At 58.9% G+C, this 15,761-nt stretch carries 14 protein-coding genes and 1 pseudogene; 9 read left to right on the top strand and 6 right to left on the bottom strand.

The window, feature by feature from the left end; genetic code table 11:
* Positions 1 to 68: 68 nt before the first annotated feature.
* Positions 69 to 1,217, bottom strand: a complete 1,149-nt coding sequence (locus CES87_RS16435) for an OpgC family protein (RefSeq protein WP_128606951.1) — start codon at positions 1,215 to 1,217, stop codon at positions 69 to 71.
* 243 nt (positions 1,218 to 1,460) lie between these two features.
* Between CES87_RS16435 and CES87_RS16430 the strand changes: the two genes are divergently transcribed.
* The 3 genes from CES87_RS16430 to CES87_RS16420 are packed head-to-tail and all read left to right on the top strand — an operon-like array spanning position 1,461 to position 4,283.
* Positions 1,461 to 1,835: a GtrA family protein gene (locus CES87_RS16430; RefSeq protein ID WP_128606950.1), complete on the top strand. Its 375-nt coding sequence runs from the start codon at positions 1,461 to 1,463 to the stop codon at positions 1,833 to 1,835.
* Positions 1,832 to 2,773 carry a glycosyltransferase family 2 protein gene (locus tag CES87_RS16425; protein WP_128606949.1) on the top strand — a complete coding sequence of 314 codons (942 nt, stop codon included), beginning with the start codon at positions 1,832 to 1,834 and terminating at the stop codon, positions 2,771 to 2,773. The genes CES87_RS16430 and CES87_RS16425 overlap by 4 nt, the downstream gene beginning before the upstream one ends.
* 1 nt (position 2,774) lies before the next feature.
* On the top strand, positions 2,775 to 4,283 hold the full coding sequence (locus CES87_RS16420; RefSeq protein ID WP_128606948.1) for a glucosyltransferase domain-containing protein: 1,509 nt from the start codon (positions 2,775 to 2,777) through the stop codon (positions 4,281 to 4,283).
* A 24-nt stretch (positions 4,284 to 4,307) separates the two neighbouring features.
* Here CES87_RS16420 and CES87_RS16415 read toward each other — a convergent pair whose 3' ends face one another.
* The gene (locus tag CES87_RS16415) at positions 4,308 to 5,927 is read right to left on the bottom strand and encodes an FMN-binding glutamate synthase family protein (protein ID WP_128606947.1); all 1,620 of its coding nucleotides are present in this window, start codon (positions 5,925 to 5,927) and stop codon (positions 4,308 to 4,310) included.
* Between the two features lie 566 nt (positions 5,928 to 6,493).
* Entirely contained in the window at positions 6,494 to 6,730 is a 237-nt protein-coding gene (locus CES87_RS33195; protein WP_256590946.1) for a DUF4234 domain-containing protein, read from the bottom strand.
* A gap of 191 nt (positions 6,731 to 6,921) precedes the next feature.
* On the opposite strand from CES87_RS33195, the gene CES87_RS16405 reads away from it, so the two are divergent.
* From CES87_RS16405 to CES87_RS16395, 3 genes are read left to right on the top strand one after another with little or no spacing between them, the layout of a single operon-like run.
* On the top strand, positions 6,922 to 7,365 hold the full coding sequence (locus CES87_RS16405; protein ID WP_128606946.1) for an NUDIX domain-containing protein: 444 nt from the start codon (positions 6,922 to 6,924) through the stop codon (positions 7,363 to 7,365).
* 22 nt (positions 7,366 to 7,387) lie between these two features.
* On the top strand, positions 7,388 to 8,026 hold the full coding sequence (locus CES87_RS16400; protein ID WP_128606945.1) for a LysE family translocator: 639 nt from the start codon (positions 7,388 to 7,390) through the stop codon (positions 8,024 to 8,026).
* Between the two features lie 2 nt (positions 8,027 to 8,028).
* Positions 8,029 to 8,526, top strand: coding sequence for a GNAT family N-acetyltransferase (locus CES87_RS16395; RefSeq protein ID WP_128606944.1), 498 nt, complete (start codon positions 8,029 to 8,031; stop codon positions 8,524 to 8,526).
* A gap of 118 nt (positions 8,527 to 8,644) precedes the next feature.
* Here the strand turns inward: CES87_RS16395 and metR are convergent, their stop codons facing one another.
* Positions 8,645 to 9,562: a transcriptional regulator MetR gene (gene metR / locus CES87_RS16390; protein WP_128606943.1), complete on the bottom strand. Its 918-nt coding sequence runs from the start codon at positions 9,560 to 9,562 to the stop codon at positions 8,645 to 8,647.
* 111 nt (positions 9,563 to 9,673) lie between these two features.
* Here metR and CES87_RS16385 point away from each other — a divergent pair.
* The 3 genes and pseudogenes from CES87_RS16385 to CES87_RS16375 all read left to right on the top strand — a co-directional run.
* Positions 9,674 to 10,342 (top strand): annotated as a pseudogene (locus CES87_RS16385) (5-methyltetrahydropteroyltriglutamate--homocysteine S-methyltransferase); the annotation flags it as partial.
* Positions 10,343 to 10,607: 265 nt separating this feature from the next.
* Complete coding sequence (locus CES87_RS16380; protein ID WP_128606941.1) at positions 10,608 to 11,639, top strand: alpha/beta fold hydrolase; 1,032 nt, start codon at positions 10,608 to 10,610, stop codon at positions 11,637 to 11,639.
* 162 nt (positions 11,640 to 11,801) lie between these two features.
* A complete protein-coding gene (locus CES87_RS16375) occupies positions 11,802 to 12,470 on the top strand; it encodes a DsbA family oxidoreductase (RefSeq protein ID WP_128606940.1) in 669 nt (222 codons plus the stop codon).
* A 134-nt stretch (positions 12,471 to 12,604) separates the two neighbouring features.
* On the opposite strand, the gene CES87_RS16370 is transcribed toward CES87_RS16375, so the two are convergent.
* A complete protein-coding gene (locus CES87_RS16370) occupies positions 12,605 to 13,996 on the bottom strand; it encodes a sigma-54 dependent transcriptional regulator (RefSeq protein ID WP_128606939.1) in 1,392 nt (463 codons plus the stop codon).
* The gene (locus tag CES87_RS16365) at positions 13,986 to 15,758 is read right to left on the bottom strand and encodes an ATP-binding protein (protein ID WP_371858218.1); all 1,773 of its coding nucleotides are present in this window, start codon (positions 15,756 to 15,758) and stop codon (positions 13,986 to 13,988) included. The genes CES87_RS16370 and CES87_RS16365 overlap by 11 nt, the downstream gene beginning before the upstream one ends.
* Positions 15,759 to 15,761 lie beyond the last annotated feature (3 nt).

The following is a 15,761-nucleotide window of genomic DNA, read 5'->3' as shown; positions in this document are numbered from 1 at the left end:
AACGCATTCACTTGAAATCAGGTCGGCTGTCAGGCCGCCTCGCTTTGCTTTTGTGGACAGTATTACGATCAAAATGATCGGGGCTTTATATGCTCATGCGTGTGGGTTCGCGGCAATCGATTCAAGCGCTTGTTGAATTCCAGCCACGCCCCCAGCAACGCCATCAACCCGGCGCCCACCAGCGCAGTAAAGATCTGCATGGCGAAGGCATCGTCGGTCATGGCGTTGACCATGTCCGCCAGTGGTGCCAGCAACACACCGAGGCAAAAGATTTCCAGTGAAAAACGCCCCATGCGACAGCTTTGCTGCGCCAGCCAGTTTTGCGTCCAACCCGTATCAGGAAGCAATTTCGCCGTGACGTAGGCCAGCGCCAGGAAGTGCAGCAGGCGAACGGGCGACAGGTTGGTCTTGCTGATCGGGTACAACAGATTGCTCAGGCTGGCCGGCACCAGAGCGTCGTGAATGTGCGGCCATCGCCACGCGACGGTCAGCACCCCGGCGGCGACCACGTACAGCGCCGCCGTCATGAACAACGGCTGGCGCATCAATGGCCGGGTGTCGGGCAAGCGGGGGCGCTGTGCATGAATCGCGGTGGCACCACCCAGCACGAACAGCAGTTGCCAGGCCACAGGGTTGAAGTACCACACGCCATCCTTGATGGCGGCCAGGTTCCAGCCAAACAACGGCACCGTCAGGTACACCGCCACCGACATCGCCACCACCACCCACGCCTTGCGCACCAGCAATGGCAGCACCAGTGGCAAACCCGCCAGCAGCACGATGTACAGCGGCAGCGGGTCCATCAGGTTCGGTTTGAAGCGCAATAGCAGCTCATCGATCAGGGCCTGCTGAGGGTCACTGATGAAGTGATGCATGCCCATTTCTTCAACCAGATCGCGGGTTTCCACATGGCTGTTGGCGAAGAACACAATGCCCATCAGCATCGCCAGCAAGAAGATATGCACTACATACAGCACCCAGGCGCGCCGCAGGATTTTCACGCAGGCGATCAAAAAGCCTTCGCGTGCCAGCACCTTCCCGTAGGCAAGTACCGCCGCATAACCGGCCAGAAATACGAAAACTTCGGCGGCATCGCTGAAGCCGAAGTTACGCAGGGTGATTTGACCCAAAGGATTGTGGGGCACGTGATCCCAGAAGATGAAGATCAGTGCCAGACCACGAAAAAAGTCGATCCGGTGATCGCGTGCTAGCGTCATGACGGCAGGCTCGTAAACGGGTGTTGAACAAAGGAGTAGTCGACGGCGCGAAAGCTTGCGTGCCGCAAATTGGCGGCGCGCAGGGTGGCCTGATTCGCCGGCAATTGCAAAGTCGGGGTATTACGGGATGTTGATGAGGCGTTTAACCGTTGGTCTGAAAGGTGGCCTTACCTGTGATTTCTGACAGTAGACAAGCTCAAATACGTATGGGTGAGGGCCGAGTTCTACTCCGGGAGCGTCAGCATGAGGCGGTTGTGGAAAGGGTTGTCCAGCTACACGGTGATCGGGGTCGCCAACACCCTCATTCACTGGCAGATATTCTTTCTGCTGAGCGTGGCAGCGGGTCTGCGTCAGGCGGTCAGCAATCTGGCGGCCTTTTGCGTTGCCGCCTCGTTTTCCTTTTATATGAATGCGCTCTTCACCTTTGACCGCAAGGTGTCGGTCGGCGGCTATCTGCTGTTCATGGCGGCGATGGGGGCATTGAGTTATAGCGTGGGTCATGCCGGTGACCTGTGGCGGTTGCATGGTTTGCTGACCGTGGCCCTGTTTTCGGCATTAAGCCTGGTATTGGGCTTCTTGTTTTCCAAGTACGTGGTGTTTCGCGAGCGTGAAATATGAAGATCTCGCTCATCGTTCCGGTATTCAACGAAGAGCAGGCGATCGAGCTGTTTTATCAAGCCGTACGGCACGAGTTGCAAATTGGCGACATCGACGTCGAAATCGTGTTTATCAACGACGGCAGCGCCGACCGCACAGCGGAACAGATCACCACGCTGGCGCAAGCAGACGACTTGGTCATGCTGATCAATTTTTCCCGCAACTTCGGCAAGGAGCCGGCGCTGTTTGCCGGTCTGGAATATGCCACCGGCGACGCGGTGATCCCGATGGACGTCGACCTGCAGGACCCGATCAGTGTGATCCCGTTGCTGATCGAACAATGGCGCAAAGGTGCGGATGTGGTGTTGGCGAAACGCCGGGACCGCAATTGCGACAGCTATTTCAAACGTCACAGTGCGTCGTTGTTCTACCACCTGTTGAACCGGATTTCGTACACCCGCATCGAAGAGAACGTCGGGGATTTCCGCCTCATGGATCGCAAGGTGGTCGATGTGATTCGCGCACTGCCCGAGCATCAATTGTTCATGAAAGGCGTGCTGTCGTGGGCCGGATTCAACACCGTGGTGGTGGAGTACGAGCGGGCCCGTCGCGTGGCGGGCAGCAGCAAATTCAACAACTGGAAACTGTGGAACCTGGCGCTGGAAGGCGTGACGTCGTTCAGCACTGTGCCGTTGCGTTTATGGACTTACGTCGGTGGGTGTGTGTCGATTTTCGCGGTGCTTTACGCGGTGTACATGGTGCTGGACAAGATTTTCAACGGTAACAGCGTTCCCGGTTACCCCTCGTTGATGACTGCCATTCTGTTTCTTGGCGGCGTGCAGCTGATCGGTATCGGCATCCTGGGTGAGTACATTGGCCGTATCTATATTGAAGCCAAGCACCGACCGCGCTACGTGGTCAAAGACATCGTCGGCGGTAAACAGCAGCGCAGGCCTTAGCATGGGCAGGTTGAGCGATTTCTTCGTCAAGGAACTGGGGCGTCGTCAGGTCTGGGTGTTTTTTCTGCTCGCGACTTTTGTGTATGTCGTGCCGTTGATCCTTGCGGACTATCCCTACATCGATGACAACTGGCGTTCGTTGTCGGCCGGCATGGCCTGGACAGAGCAGGGGCGATTGTTCGCCGAGCTGTTCTACAACGTGCTGACCTTCAGTAATGCCGCACCGAACATCTTTCCATTGCCGTTATTGATCGCCACTGCGGCCATGTCCTCGGCGCTCACCAGCATTACCTTTCATTACTTTCGCCAGCCGACCGTTGCTAGCTGCCTGGTGCTGTTGCCGCTCTGGTACAACCCGTTCTTCCTGCAAAACCTGTCCTATCAGTACGACGGCGCGCCCATGGCCTTGAGCGTCGTGGCGGTGATCTACGCCATCACGTTTCGCAGCCCATCGCGCAATGTGCGATGGCTGGTGCCGTCGTTTTTGATTGCACTGGCACTGGGGCTTTATCAGCTGAGCATTAATGTGTTTCTGGGCCTGTGTTGTCTGGAGTTGCTCAGAGCGGCCAATGACAAAGTGCCCTGGTCGCAGTGGGGCGCGTTGATTGGCTGGAAGATTGCCCAGGTGGTGCTAGGCGTGTTGATTTACGGCGTCACTGCCTACCCGTTCATGGGGTCGAGTCGTACCTTGTTTTTGAACGGTTCGGCGCAGCCGTTGCTGCAGATCTACACCAATATCGCCAGGGTGCTGGAGAAAGTTGTCCTGCTGTTCCATGGCGGATTTGCCTGGGTGTTTGCCGGGTTGTTGCTGTGCGCCATTGCCGGCGCGGTTCGTCTGGGGTTGAGCGTCGTTGAACGAGAGGAGGACGGCTCGAAAAAGATCTGGATCGGCCTGCTGTGTCTGCTGACCGTGCCGGTGGTGTTGCTGTTGGTGTCGGGTGTGGCGCTGTTTTTTCGCGACTTCAACGAAGGCGCCAGAACTTTGATGGGATTCGCCGTCTTGTTGGTGCTGATGTTCTATTTGAGCCATCTGGCGCTGACGTCTGTACATGAGCGAATGCCACTGCTGTTGTTGGTGCCACTGTTGGCGATGCTGTCCCTGTCGTTTGCCTATGGCCGGGTCCTGACGGTGCAGAAAGCCCTCGCTACCAGCGCGTTGTATAGCCTTGAACGCGATATCAACAGCCATCAAACGTTGCGCGAGGCCAAGCGCATTTACATGTCAGTGACCTATTCCGATCACTGGTTGCTGGGGGCAGCAGGTTCGTTCAAGCAGATGCCGGTACTGCACTATCTGCTGAATATCGACTTTTTCATGCTGGCGGAAAATCTGCCCAAGGTGGGCATTACCAACGTGGTCGCGGAGAGGGAGCGGCGTAATGCGACGCGGGTGGGGTATCAGCATTATCCGCCGCTGGTGGAGAGCCCGTATTACCGGATTTACCTGATCGGCGAATACGGTTTTATCGTCATGAAGGAACCGGCCCCGATCAAATCGCTTCGCTGGTGAAGCGCAATGCCGGGACCGTCGGGATCAAGCAGCGGCGACTTCATTAGGCTCGAAACTGTCCGCCCGCGCCATCTGCCACATCCGCGAATAGAACTCGCCATTCACTTCCCCAGTCAGCAATTCCCCCGGTTTCAGGAACACATGCAGCTGCGAGAACAGTTTGATCTCGGTCGCCGACATGCGCCGCACCAGGTGCTTGGCTGACAACTGCGACGGGTGTTCAAGACCGGCAGCAGCAAGCATTTCAGCCAGACCCTTGAGGGTGTTGCGGTGGAAGTTGTAAACGCGCTGGGCCTTGTCCGGGACCACCAGTGCGCGCTGGCGCAGGGTGTCCTGGGTAGCGACGCCGGTCGGGCATTTGTTGGTGTGGCAGCTCTGCGACTGGATGCAGCCGATCGCGAACATGAAACCCCGTGCCGAGTTGGCCCAGTCGGCGCCGATGGCCAGCACGCTGGCGATATCGAACGCGCTGACGATCTTGCCGCTGGCGCCGAGTTTGATTTTGTCCCGCAGGTTCAGACCCACCAGCGTGTTGTGCACGAACAGCAAACCTTCGCGCATTGGCACGCCGATATGGTCGGTGAACTCCACGGGCGCGGCGCCGGTGCCGCCTTCCTTGCCGTCGACGACGATGAAATCCGGGAGGATGCCGGTTTCCAGCATGGCCTTGGCGATGCCCATGAACTCCCACGGGTGACCGAGGCAGAACTTGAAGCCCACCGGTTTGCCACCGGACAGCTCACGCAGCTGCTGGATGAAATGCATCATCTCGATCGGCGTGGAAAACGCGCTGTGCCGCGACGGTGAGATGCAGTCCTCGCCCATCAGGATGCCGCGGGTGTCGGCGATCTCTCGTGTGACTTTGTGCTTGGGCAGAATCCCGCCGTGACCGGGTTTGGCGCCCTGGCTCATCTTGATTTCGATCATCCGCACTTGTGGCGTTTGTGCCTGCGCGGCGAAGCGTTCCGGGTCGAAGCGGCCGTCGGCGGTGCGGCAACCGAAATAGCCGCTGCCCAGCTCCCAGGTCAGATCGCCACCGTGTTCGCGGTGATAAGGGCTGATGCTGCCTTCGCCGGTGTCGTGGGCGAAGTTGCCGAGTTTCGCGCCCTGGTTCAGCGCGCGGATGGCGTTGGCGCTGAGCGAGCCGAAGCTCATGGCCGAGATGTTGAACACCGACGCGGAGTACGGCTGGGTGCATTGCGGGCCACCGACCGTGACCCTAAAACCGCTCGGGTCGCTCAAGGGCGCGGGGCGCATCGAGTGGCCGATGAATTCGAAGCCCGACTGATACACGTCGATCAAGGTGCCGAACGGTTTGTCGGCGCTTTCATTCTTGGCTCGGGAGTAGACCAGCGAACGCTGGGCCCGGGAAAAGGGCAGGGCATCGCTGTCGGATTCGAGCAGGTACTGGCGGATTTCCGGGCGAATGCCTTCGACCAGATAGCGGATGTTGCCCAGGATCGGGTAATTGCGCCGCACCGCGTGGGGGCTTTGCAGCAAATCGCCAATGCCGATCAGGCTGAGCACGCCGGTGACGGCGGTGATTGGCCACAGCCAGTCGTGTTCGAGGAAGGGCAGGCTGGCGAGGGTGAATATCACGCAGACGGCAAAGAAGGCGTAGCGGCTCAGGAGTGACAGGCTCATACGGTTTCCTTGGGTTCGGACTCAATATTTTTGGCCGGGCGGGCGCAAATCCCGTAGGAGCAAAGCTTGCTCGCGATATAGGTTGTTCGCAGCACCCACGGTGCAATCCGCATACTGGCGCACAGACAGCGACCGGGCAATCTTTCCGGCAAGGACCACCCATGGAGCTGGAGCCGAGTTGGTTGACTGATCTGCTGACGCTTTCGCTGGCAAGCCAGCTCCAAGTTATGCGCAATCTTTGTAGGCGCTGACTTGCCAGCGAAGAGGCCCAAACCACCACTACACCTCTTTAACTAATCAGCCAAACAACAACGTCACACCCGAAACACTTCGCCTCAAACGCTGATTGTTTGGTCTTTCAGCCGTTTTTTCTTCGTGTTTTTGTTTGTCGCGGGGAAGGGAGTTGATGCAGTAGTTGACATGGTAAAACGTGAACAACACAGAAAAGACACGGTTCATACGGGGCTCGAAATCGTGCTCAATCAAGGCGTACGTCCTGAGTGCCCTTCTTACACGGAAGCACCAAATAACAGTGATTGACCAAACCGTTAAATACCAAGCGTGGGCTAGCCCTGAAGTGTAGGGGTCGACAATTTGGACCAGCAAAGCCCCATGCCCATGAAAGCCAGATATCCAATCAGAAAAGTCGTACTCATCACCTTGATGTGGGTGACCTCTTCAACTGCCGTAGAAGCTTTGTACAACCAGATATACGAATAGAGCCCTGCCGTGATGAGCGTCAGCAGAATGAAAGGAAATGTCTTGATGTTGATTTTTTCTTTAAGCGTTGAGATGTCGGACATGCAAGTTGTTCCATTGGCAGCGAGATTGGCGAGGGACCGTTGAAAATCGGTGCAAACACGCTACCAAACTCGTACGTGGGAAATTTCCTGACTTGTAAGCAGAAACTTCCGGTCTTTGTCGGGATTCAATACTTGGCCGACCCATAAAGGCGTGGGATTCTGTGCACCCCCAAATGGACCCTTGGTGAGTGATGTCTTTTTCTACTGATATTTCCTTCAACGGCTCGGTCGTTATCCACATCGCCGCCGCCCTCTTGATCGGCCCTGACGGTCAAACCCTGCTGGTACGCAAGCGCGGTACCGAGGCGTTCATGCAACCGGGGGGCAAGATCGAAGCCCATGAACAACCGGTCAATGCCCTGGCCCGTGAGCTGGAAGAAGAGTTGGGTCTGGTCATTGATCCGGCGCAGGCATCCTTTCTCGGCCAATTCTCGGCCCCCGCTGCCAACGAGCCTGGATTTTTCGTACAGGCGGAAATCTTTCTGCTGACCATCGATACGCAAGTCACCCCGGCGGCCGAGATTGAAGAGGTGATCTGGATCGACCCGGCCAGCGATGGCGATCTCATTCTGGCCCCATTGACACGGGACCTGATCCTGCCGTTTTATCGGGCTTCGCTAACTGCGACCGCCTGATCATCTACGCAAAGGACTCGCCATGATCCCGATTCAAGACTTGCTGATATTCGCCGCTGCCGCGCTGCTGATGGTGCTGACGCCGGGGCCGAACATGATTTATCTGATCTCCCGTTCGATCTGCCAGGGACGCAAGGCTGGCGTGACCTCGCTGTTGGGTGTGGTAGCCGGATTTTTCGTTCACCTGTTCGCTGCTGCTGCCGGTTTGACCGCGGTGTTCCTGGCGGTGCCGATGGCCTATGAAGTCTTGAAGTGGGCCGGCGCGCTGTACCTGTTGTGGCTGGCCTGGCAAGCGGTCAAACCCGGTGCGCGGTCGCCGTTCGAGGCTCAACAGTTGCCGCCGGATTCGTCGCGCAAGCTGATCACCATGGGTTTTCTCACCAGCGCCCTGAACCCCAAGATCGCGGTGTTTTACCTGTCGGTGTTTCCGCAGTTCATCACGCCCGAGCACGGTTCGGTGTTCACGCAAAGTATCGTTTTGGGCCTGACCCAGATCAGCGTCAGTTTCAGTGTCAATCTGCTGATCGCACTGTTTGCCGCGGGCATCGCCTCATGGTTCGTCAACAACCCGAGCTGGCTGGCGTTGCAGCGTTATTTCATGGGTTTTGTACTGTCGGCGCTGGCGCTGCGGCTGATGCTTGAACAACGCCGGATGGCTTGAACATGTGGATTCAGCGCCTGGATACCAGCCATGCACTGGACTATCGGGCGCTGATGCTCGAAGCCTATGACCGGCATCCGCAGGCGTTCACCTCCAGTGTGCGCGAGCGTGCGTCAATGCCGCTGAGTTGGTGGGAGTCGCGCCTGACCGGCAAGCTCGATGTGGTGCTTGGCGCGTTCGAGGAGGGCAAATTGGCGGGCATCGCCGGCCTGGCCTTCGAACCCCGGGAAAAGGCCCGGCACAAGGCGACGCTGTTTGGCATGTACGTGTCAGACCACGTGCGCCAGCGGGGGATTGGCCATCAACTGGTGCAGGCGGTTCTGGCCGAGGCGCGGAGCCATCAGGGCTTAAGGCTGATCAAATTGACCGTCACCGCGGGCAACGATGTCGCGTTCAGCCTGTACCGGCGCTGCGGTTTCATTCAGTTCGGTCTGGAACCGATGGCGGTGCGGGTGGGTGAGGAATACTTCGACAAAATCCACATGTGGCGCGAAATCTGAAATTCCCACGACCCCTGTAGGAGCGAGGCTTGCCCGCGAAAGGGACGATGCGGTGTTCAGACAGACCGTGTCATCGTTCTTCGCGGGCAAGCCTCGCTCCTACAGGGGATGTGTCGCTTTAGCGGACGGCACTCACCCCATCCAAAGTCGAAAACGATGTGTCCTTGGCCGTCAGCAGAAAATCGCGCATGTACGGCGCATCCAGCATGTCAGCCCGAATCCCCGCATACAGCGTCGCAAACAAGCCTTTCTCGCCCAGCCGCTTGGCCTTCACGTAGCCCCGTGAGCTGTATTCATGCAGCGCCCAATGGGGCATGCCGCACACGCCGCGTCCGCTGGCCACCAGCTGCATCATCATTACCGTCAGTTCCGAGGTGCGCACCTGGGCCGGTTCGACGTCGGCCGGTTCCAGGAAACGGGTGAAGATGTCCAGCCGGTCACGCTCCACCGGGTAAGTGATCAAGGTTTCGGTGAGCAAGTCTTCCGGGACGATGTACGCCTTGCTCGCCAAGCGGTGCTGATTGGCCACTGCGAGCATGGCTTCATAGGTAAACAGCGGCACATAGGTGATCCCGACCAGGTCCACCGGGTCGGACGTGACCACCAGATCCAGATCGCCGCGGGCCAGGGCCGGGAGCGGGGCGAAGGAGAAGCCTGAGGCCAGGTCCAGTTCGACTTCCGGCCAGGCATCGCGGAACTGGTCGATGGTCGGCATCAGCCACTGGAAGCAACTGTGACACTCGATTGCCATGTGCAAGCGCCCCGCGGTGCCACCGGCCAGACGACTGATATCACGCTCGGCAGCGCGCAGCAGCGGCAGGGTCGCATCGGCCAGTTGCAGCAAGCGCAAACCGGCGCTGGTAAAACGCACGGGTTTGGTCTTGCGCACGAACAGCGGCATGCCCATGCGCTCCTCCAGCTCCTTGAACTGGTGGGACAGCGCCGACTGGGTCAGATGCAGGCGATCGGCCGCATCCACCAGGCTATCGGCTTCGCGCAAGGCGTGCAGGGTCTTCAGGTGACGGATTTCAAGCACCGCAGGGCTCCATGAGGAAAACTTATGATCAACACGAAAAGGTTGAGTTTGTCTCATGTTGGGTGGGCTGTCGACAATAGCCCCATCTTTTACCCCAAGAGCACATTCGACATGGCCGTTGCCCACTCCCTGGATTTCCCGCGCATCGACGCCGACCGCGAACTGAAAAAAGCCCTTGAGTCCTACTGGAAGGTCGATCTTGACCAGAACGCGCTGTTCCATGAAGTCGAAGAAGCCAAGGCCCTCGGTCACACCGTCAAACCCATCATCATCGGACCGCTGACTTACCTGTGGCAGTGTAAGGCAAAAGGCAATGACGTCGACAAACTCGACCTGCTGGACCGCCTGCTGCCGATCTACGGCGAGATCCTCGGCCGCCTCGCTGCCCAAGGCGTGGAGTGGGTGCAGATCGACGAACCGATCCTCACCCTTGACCTGCCACAGGAATGGAAAAACGCTTTCGAACGTGCCTACAACATCTTGCAATATTCGCCGCTGAAAAAACTGGTGGCGACCTGCTTCAGCGGTCTGCAAGACAACCTCGGTCTGGCCGCCGGCCTGCCGGTGCAAGGCTTGCACATCGATGCGGTGCGCGCGCCCGACCACCTGCTGCACGTACTCGATCGCCTGCCGACCTACAAGATTCTCTCGGTGGGTCTGGTCAACGGTCGCAACGTTTGGCGCTGCGAGCTGGAGCCCGTGCTCGCCCAACTGCAATTTGCCCAGGAACGTTTCGGCGACAACCTGTGGGTCAGCAGTTCCTGCTCGCTGCTGCACAGCAATACGGTGGCGGCGGCTGCGTAGTCAGCTGTCTTAAATTCCTGCTGCGCATGCTCTGACGCCTTCGTACAGGGTTTTGTGTCGCACATAAATCTGTGAACGACACAAATCCTGTAGGAGTGAGCCTGCTCGCGATGCGGGCGATTCGGTTTCGAAAATGACCGCTCGGCACTGTTCATCAAACTGTCACGGAACTGTGGCAGCGCACTTGAACAAACTTCATCAGACTCGCGCTCTACTGGGGTTCTGCGTTTCGGTGTTTTTCATGCGTGCTTTGTTTTTATCAACGGCCATTTTTCTGGCCGCACTTTTCAGCCTGCCGTCCTTGGCAGCGTCTCGTTGCGATGTGAATGTTCCGACCGAACGGGTCGATCTGGCGCAGGTGAGCCTGGCTTTCCAGAGCATCGGCCGTGCGTCGGACCCTGCATTGTTGTTGGTGATGGGGCTTGGCGGACAGTTGATTCACTGGCCCGACGAAGTCGTGGTTGCGTTGTGTCAGCAAGGTTTCAGGGTAATTCGCTATGACAATCGCGATGTCGGCTTGTCGACCTGGCGGCAAGCACCGGTCGAGGCCAACCTGACCTTCGAAGTGCTGCGCTACAAACTCGGGTTGCCGGTGTCGGCTCCGTACTCACTGACCGACATGGCGGATGATGGCCTGGGTCTGATGGATGCATTGCATATTGAACAATTCCACGTGCTGGGGGCGAGCATGGGCGGGATGATCGCGCAGCACATGGCGGCCATGGCACCGCAGCGGGTCGAGAGCCTGACCCTGATCATGACCTCGTCCGGTGCCGAGGGTTTGCCGGCGCCGAGTGCGGCGTTGGTACAGTTGCTCGCGCGCCGTGGCGCACCGAATCGCGAAGTGGCCCTGGAGCAACAGGCCGATCTGCTGGCGGCGCTGGGCAGCCCGACGGTGAGCGATGATCGGCAGGCGTTGTTGCATCAGGCGGCGCTTTCGTATGACCGGGCGTTCAATCCCGAGGGCGTGAAGCGCCAGATCATGGCGATCCTGGCCGAGCCGAGCCGGGTGGCGCTGCTCAATCAACTGCGCGTGCCGGCGCTTGTGGTGCACGGCACGGCTGATCCATTGTTGCCGGTGATGCATGGCGTGCATTTGGCGGCGCATCTGCACGGCAGTCAGTTGAAGCTGATTCCCGGGTTGGCCCATCGTTTTCAGGAGGCGTTCAAGGCACCGTTGCTCGCGGCGGTATTGCCATATTTGCGTGCTCATCGTGAAGACACTTCGCATTGGGCGCAGATCGAACCGGTGGCTGAACACAACCTCCTGTAACACCCCAATCTGTAGGAGCCGGCTTGCTGGCGAATCAGGCGATGCGGTGTCTCAGGCATACCGTCTTCGCTGGCAAGCCAGCTCCTACAGGGATTGGGATTGCGACCACATACGGGTGTATCGTTCGACCTTTCCCGCGCGTTTCAGCCAGCGAGGTGTGCAATGAGTTCCCCCTTGAAAATCGATTTCGTCAGCGACGTGTCCTGCCCCTGGTGCGTCGTCGGTCTGTACGGCCTGACCCGAGCCCTGGAGATTTTGCGTGACGAGGTCCGAGCCGAGATCCGCTTTCAGCCTTTCGAACTGAATCCGAAGATGGGCCCCGACGGGCAGAACATCACCGAGCACATCACCGAGAAGTACGGCTCGACACCGGAGCAGTCGCAAAAAAATCGCGAGATGATCCGCGCGCGCGGTGCCGAGGTCGGGTTTGCGTTTCGCACCGATGGCAACAGTCGCATCTACAACACCTTCGATGCCCACCGCTTGCTGCATTGGGCGGGTCTGGAAGGGCTGCAACTGCCGTTGAAGGAAGCGTTGTTCAAGGCGTATTTCACTGACGGGGGCAACCCGTCCGACCCCACTCAGCTTGCACTGGTAGGCGAAAGCGTCGGGCTGGATCGGCAGCGGGCCGAGGCGATTCTGGCGTCGGATGAATTTGCCGAAGAGGTTCGCCAGGAGGAACAGCTGTGGCTGTCCCGCGGCGTCAGTTCGGTGCCGACCGTGGTTTTCAACGGCCAGTACGCCGTTACGGGTGGACAACCGGTGGAAAGCTTCGTCGGGGCGATTCGCCAGATCATGAGTGAAGCGAAGGGCGGCACCGTTAACGGCTAATACCCTACCCCCTGTAGGAGCGAGCTCGCTCGCGATGGACGTCAACTTTAACGCGCCCTGTCTGGATGATCGCGTTGCTTGGGCGTTTTTCGCGAGCAGGCTCGCTCCTACAGTTGAAAACCATCCACTGCCCTTCAGCGCACAATCTTGTCCACATGAATCCCCAGTTTTTTCAGCCGGTACCAGAAACTGCGCTCGGATATCCCGATCAACTGCGCAGCCGCTGCCTGCACGCCATTGCTCTGGGCCAGGGCGGCCAGAATGTAGGTCTTTTCGACCTCCGCCAGCGCGGCTTCAAGGTCCGACGGCACGTTAGTGCCTTCGCTGAGGATGGCGTTGTTGGCGGCCGGTGATGAAGCAAACAGATACGCGGGCAGATCATGGTCTTCAATCACCGCCCCTGAGGCGACGATGGTCGCGCGCTCCACGCAGTTTTGCAGTTCGCGGATGTTGCCCGGCCACGAATAATTGGCCATGGCCTGCAACGCTTGCGAACTGAAACCGGTGATGCGTTTGCCTGCCGTGGCGCCCAGGGTGTGGGCAAAATGGCGGGCCAGCGCGGCGATGTCTTCGACCCGCTCGCGCAGGGCGGGAAGGGGAATCGGGAATACATTGAGGCGATAGTAGAGATCTTCGCGAAACTCCTTGTTGGCCACCGCTTCCAGCAAATTTTTGTTGGTGGCGGCGATGACCCGCACATCGACCTTGCGCTCGCGGGGATCGCCCACCGGTTCGATCACCCGCTCTTGCAGGGCCCGGAGGATTTTCGCCTGCAAGGCCAGCGGCATTTCACCGATTTCGTCGAGAAACAGCGTGCCCTTGTCGGCCTGCATGAAGCGTCCGACCCGGTCGGCCACGGCCCCGGTGAAGGCACCTTTGCGATGGCCAAACATTTCGCTTTCCAGCAATCCTTCGGGTATGGCCGCACAGTTCACCGCGACGAAGGGTTTGTCGGCGCGATTGCCATGTTTGTGAATCGCCCGGGCGACCATCTCCTTGCCGGTGCCGCTCTCGCCGGTCAGCAGGATCGTCGCGTTGCTTTCTCGTACCGAATCGATGGCGTGCAGCACCCGTCGGAAGCTCGGGCTGTCACCGATCAGGCTGTCAATCTGCTGGTGTTCGTCGAGTTCGGCGCGCAGGCGCTGGTTGTCTTTGAGGATGTCGCGAAATTGCAGGGCTTTGTTGACGGTGATGTCCAGTTCATCAATGTCGAACGGCTTGGCGATGTAGTCGAAGGCGCCGTTGCGCATAGACTGCACGGCGTTTTTCACCGTGCTGTAAGCGGTCATGACGATGACCGGCAACTGCGGAAAGCGGCTTTTGATTTCCGCCAGCAATTGCGGGCCGTCCATGCCGGGCATACGCCAGTCGCTGATCACCAGGTCGATGTCTTCGACTTCCAGCACCTTGAGTGCATGCAGCCCATTGCCGGCGGTGAACACGCTAATGCCGTTCTGACTTAACGCCGAGGCCAGCAGGTCGCAGAGCTTGGGCTCGTCATCGACCACCAGTACGTTATGTGTCATCGCTGCCCTCATCGAAATCTTCACCATTGGCCGGAATGTACAGGCTGAATGTGGCCCCGGCATCTTTTTCACTGGCGCACTCGATGCGCCCGTCATGACTTTCCATGATCGAGAACACCTTCGCCAGACCCAGCCCGGTGCCGGAGGCCTTGGTGGTGACGAACGGCGTGAAAATTCGTTCGAGCATGTCCGGTGCAATGCCCTGACCGGTGTCGCCGATGCTGATCACGGTGTACGGCCCATCGCTGCTGATCCCCAGGGTCAGGCGGCCCCCGCCGGGCATGGCGTCGATGGCGTTGACGATCAGGTTCAGGCCGGCCTGCTTGAGCTGCCGGGCGTCGGCGTGAACCGTGGCTGCGGGAGCCTGATCGTCGATGCGCACATCGATGTTGTGGCTGGCCAGTTCCGGGGCGCAAAAACCCGCCAGATCCTCCACCAATAACCGCGCCGGTTGCGTCGAGCGCATGGGTGCGCTGGGCTTGGCGAAGTCGAGGAATTCGGTGATCAAGTCGTTGATACGGCTGACTTCGCTGACCACGTATTCCAGGTGTCGCTTGTCGTTCTCGGGCAGATCGGCGCGCCGATGCAGCAGCTGTGTGGCGGTTTTGATGATACCCAGCGGGTTGCGGATTTCATGGGCCAGGCCCATGGCGACTTCGCCCAGCGCATGCAAACGGTCGCGACGGCGCAACTGCGACTCCAGATGCTGCAACTCGCCGAGACGTTCACTCATGTGGTTGAAGGTGCTGCTCAACTCTGCGAGCTCATCAACGCCGGTCACCGGCAAGCGTTGGCGATAGTCCCCGGCGATCACCGCTTGAACGCCACGGGCGAGACCGCGCAAGGGTTTGGTCAAGCGTTGGGACACCAGCCAGCCGACCGTAAGAGAGGCCGCCGAGCTGAGCAGGAAAATCAGGATGAACAGGTTGCTCTGATTGACCAGTCCCAAAAGGCTACTGTGACGCAGCAGGCCACTGAAGATCACGCCTTGCAGCTCACCGTTCTCGTTGAGAATCGGCCGGTAGATGCCGCTGTAGCGGTTGGTGAATTGCTCGATCGGCTGCTTGGTGCTGCGCAGGATCTGTTCGATTGTTTCCGGTACGGCCGCCGGGTGATCTTCAAAGCGCTGGGTGGAAAAAATCTCCGAGAAGTCATCGCCCTTCGCCAGGTACAGCCGCAAGTCAAGGGAATGCACATCGGCCACGCTGGTAAGGAAACTGCTGTCCAGGTAAGTGGCAATCACCAGCTTGTATCCGACACCCTCCTGTTCGGTCTCAAAAGTCGAGACCACCGTACCGGTCGCCACGCCTCCGACTTGCAGGGTTTGCAGGACGGCTTTGGGTGCGATGCTGATCTGGCGGACGATGTCGTCGGCGGCGGTACTGAACAGCACTTTGTGGTCACTGTTGCGTACCAGCGCCACCACGTCGATTCCCATGGAGTCAGCAATATCGGCGGTCAGCTTATCGTTTCGAGTCGTCAACTGATCGGTGGGTGGGCGTGTGTAGCGCAAGAACAATTGCGCGGCCCGGGCGTTTTCCCGCAGGATTTCGCTGATCTCGTCTTCAACGATTTTGGTCGATTCCTGCAGCCAGATTCGCACGTTGCTGTCGAAAATCTGCGACAGCGTGGTGGCCGCCAGTTCGGCCGCAATCATGGTCGGGATCACGCTGACCAGCCAGAATGCCAGCACCAGTTTACGTTGCAGGCTCCAGCCGGAGAGGGCGAAAGGTCGGGCGTCGGGGCGTCGGTCTTTGGTCATCAT

The organism is Pseudomonas sp. ERMR1:02, from assembly GCF_002277815.1.
Taxonomy (GTDB): domain Bacteria; phylum Pseudomonadota; class Gammaproteobacteria; order Pseudomonadales; family Pseudomonadaceae; genus Aquipseudomonas.
The sequence above is the reverse complement of the archived record's forward strand: the minus strand, read 5'-3'. Positions and strand labels throughout refer to the sequence as shown.

What these genes read in the sequence shown, in the direction of transcription:
- CES87_RS16435 (WP_128606951.1), bottom strand. Translation starts at nt 1,217, where the DNA reads ATGACGCTAGCACGCGATCACCGGATCGACTTTTTTCGTGGTCTGGCA.
- CES87_RS16430 (WP_128606950.1), top strand. Translation starts at nt 1,461, where the DNA reads ATGAGGCGGTTGTGGAAAGGGTTGTCCAGCTACACGGTGATCGGGGTC.
- CES87_RS16425 (WP_128606949.1), top strand. Translation starts at nt 1,832, where the DNA reads ATGAAGATCTCGCTCATCGTTCCGGTATTCAACGAAGAGCAGGCGATC.
- CES87_RS16420 (WP_128606948.1), top strand. Translation starts at nt 2,775, where the DNA reads ATGGGCAGGTTGAGCGATTTCTTCGTCAAGGAACTGGGGCGTCGTCAG.
- CES87_RS16415 (WP_128606947.1), bottom strand. Translation starts at nt 5,927, where the DNA reads ATGAGCCTGTCACTCCTGAGCCGCTACGCCTTCTTTGCCGTCTGCGTG.
- CES87_RS33195 (WP_256590946.1), bottom strand. Translation starts at nt 6,730, where the DNA reads ATGTCCGACATCTCAACGCTTAAAGAAAAAATCAACATCAAGACATTT.
- CES87_RS16405 (WP_128606946.1), top strand. Translation starts at nt 6,922, where the DNA reads ATGTCTTTTTCTACTGATATTTCCTTCAACGGCTCGGTCGTTATCCAC.
- CES87_RS16400 (WP_128606945.1), top strand. Translation starts at nt 7,388, where the DNA reads ATGATCCCGATTCAAGACTTGCTGATATTCGCCGCTGCCGCGCTGCTG.
- CES87_RS16395 (WP_128606944.1), top strand. Translation starts at nt 8,029, where the DNA reads ATGTGGATTCAGCGCCTGGATACCAGCCATGCACTGGACTATCGGGCG.
- CES87_RS16380 (WP_128606941.1), top strand. Translation starts at nt 10,608, where the DNA reads ATGCGTGCTTTGTTTTTATCAACGGCCATTTTTCTGGCCGCACTTTTC.
- CES87_RS16375 (WP_128606940.1), top strand. Translation starts at nt 11,802, where the DNA reads ATGAGTTCCCCCTTGAAAATCGATTTCGTCAGCGACGTGTCCTGCCCC.
- CES87_RS16370 (WP_128606939.1), bottom strand. Translation starts at nt 13,996, where the DNA reads ATGACACATAACGTACTGGTGGTCGATGACGAGCCCAAGCTCTGCGAC.
- CES87_RS16365 (WP_371858218.1), bottom strand. Translation starts at nt 15,758, where the DNA reads ATGACCAAAGACCGACGCCCCGACGCCCGACCTTTCGCCCTCTCCGGC.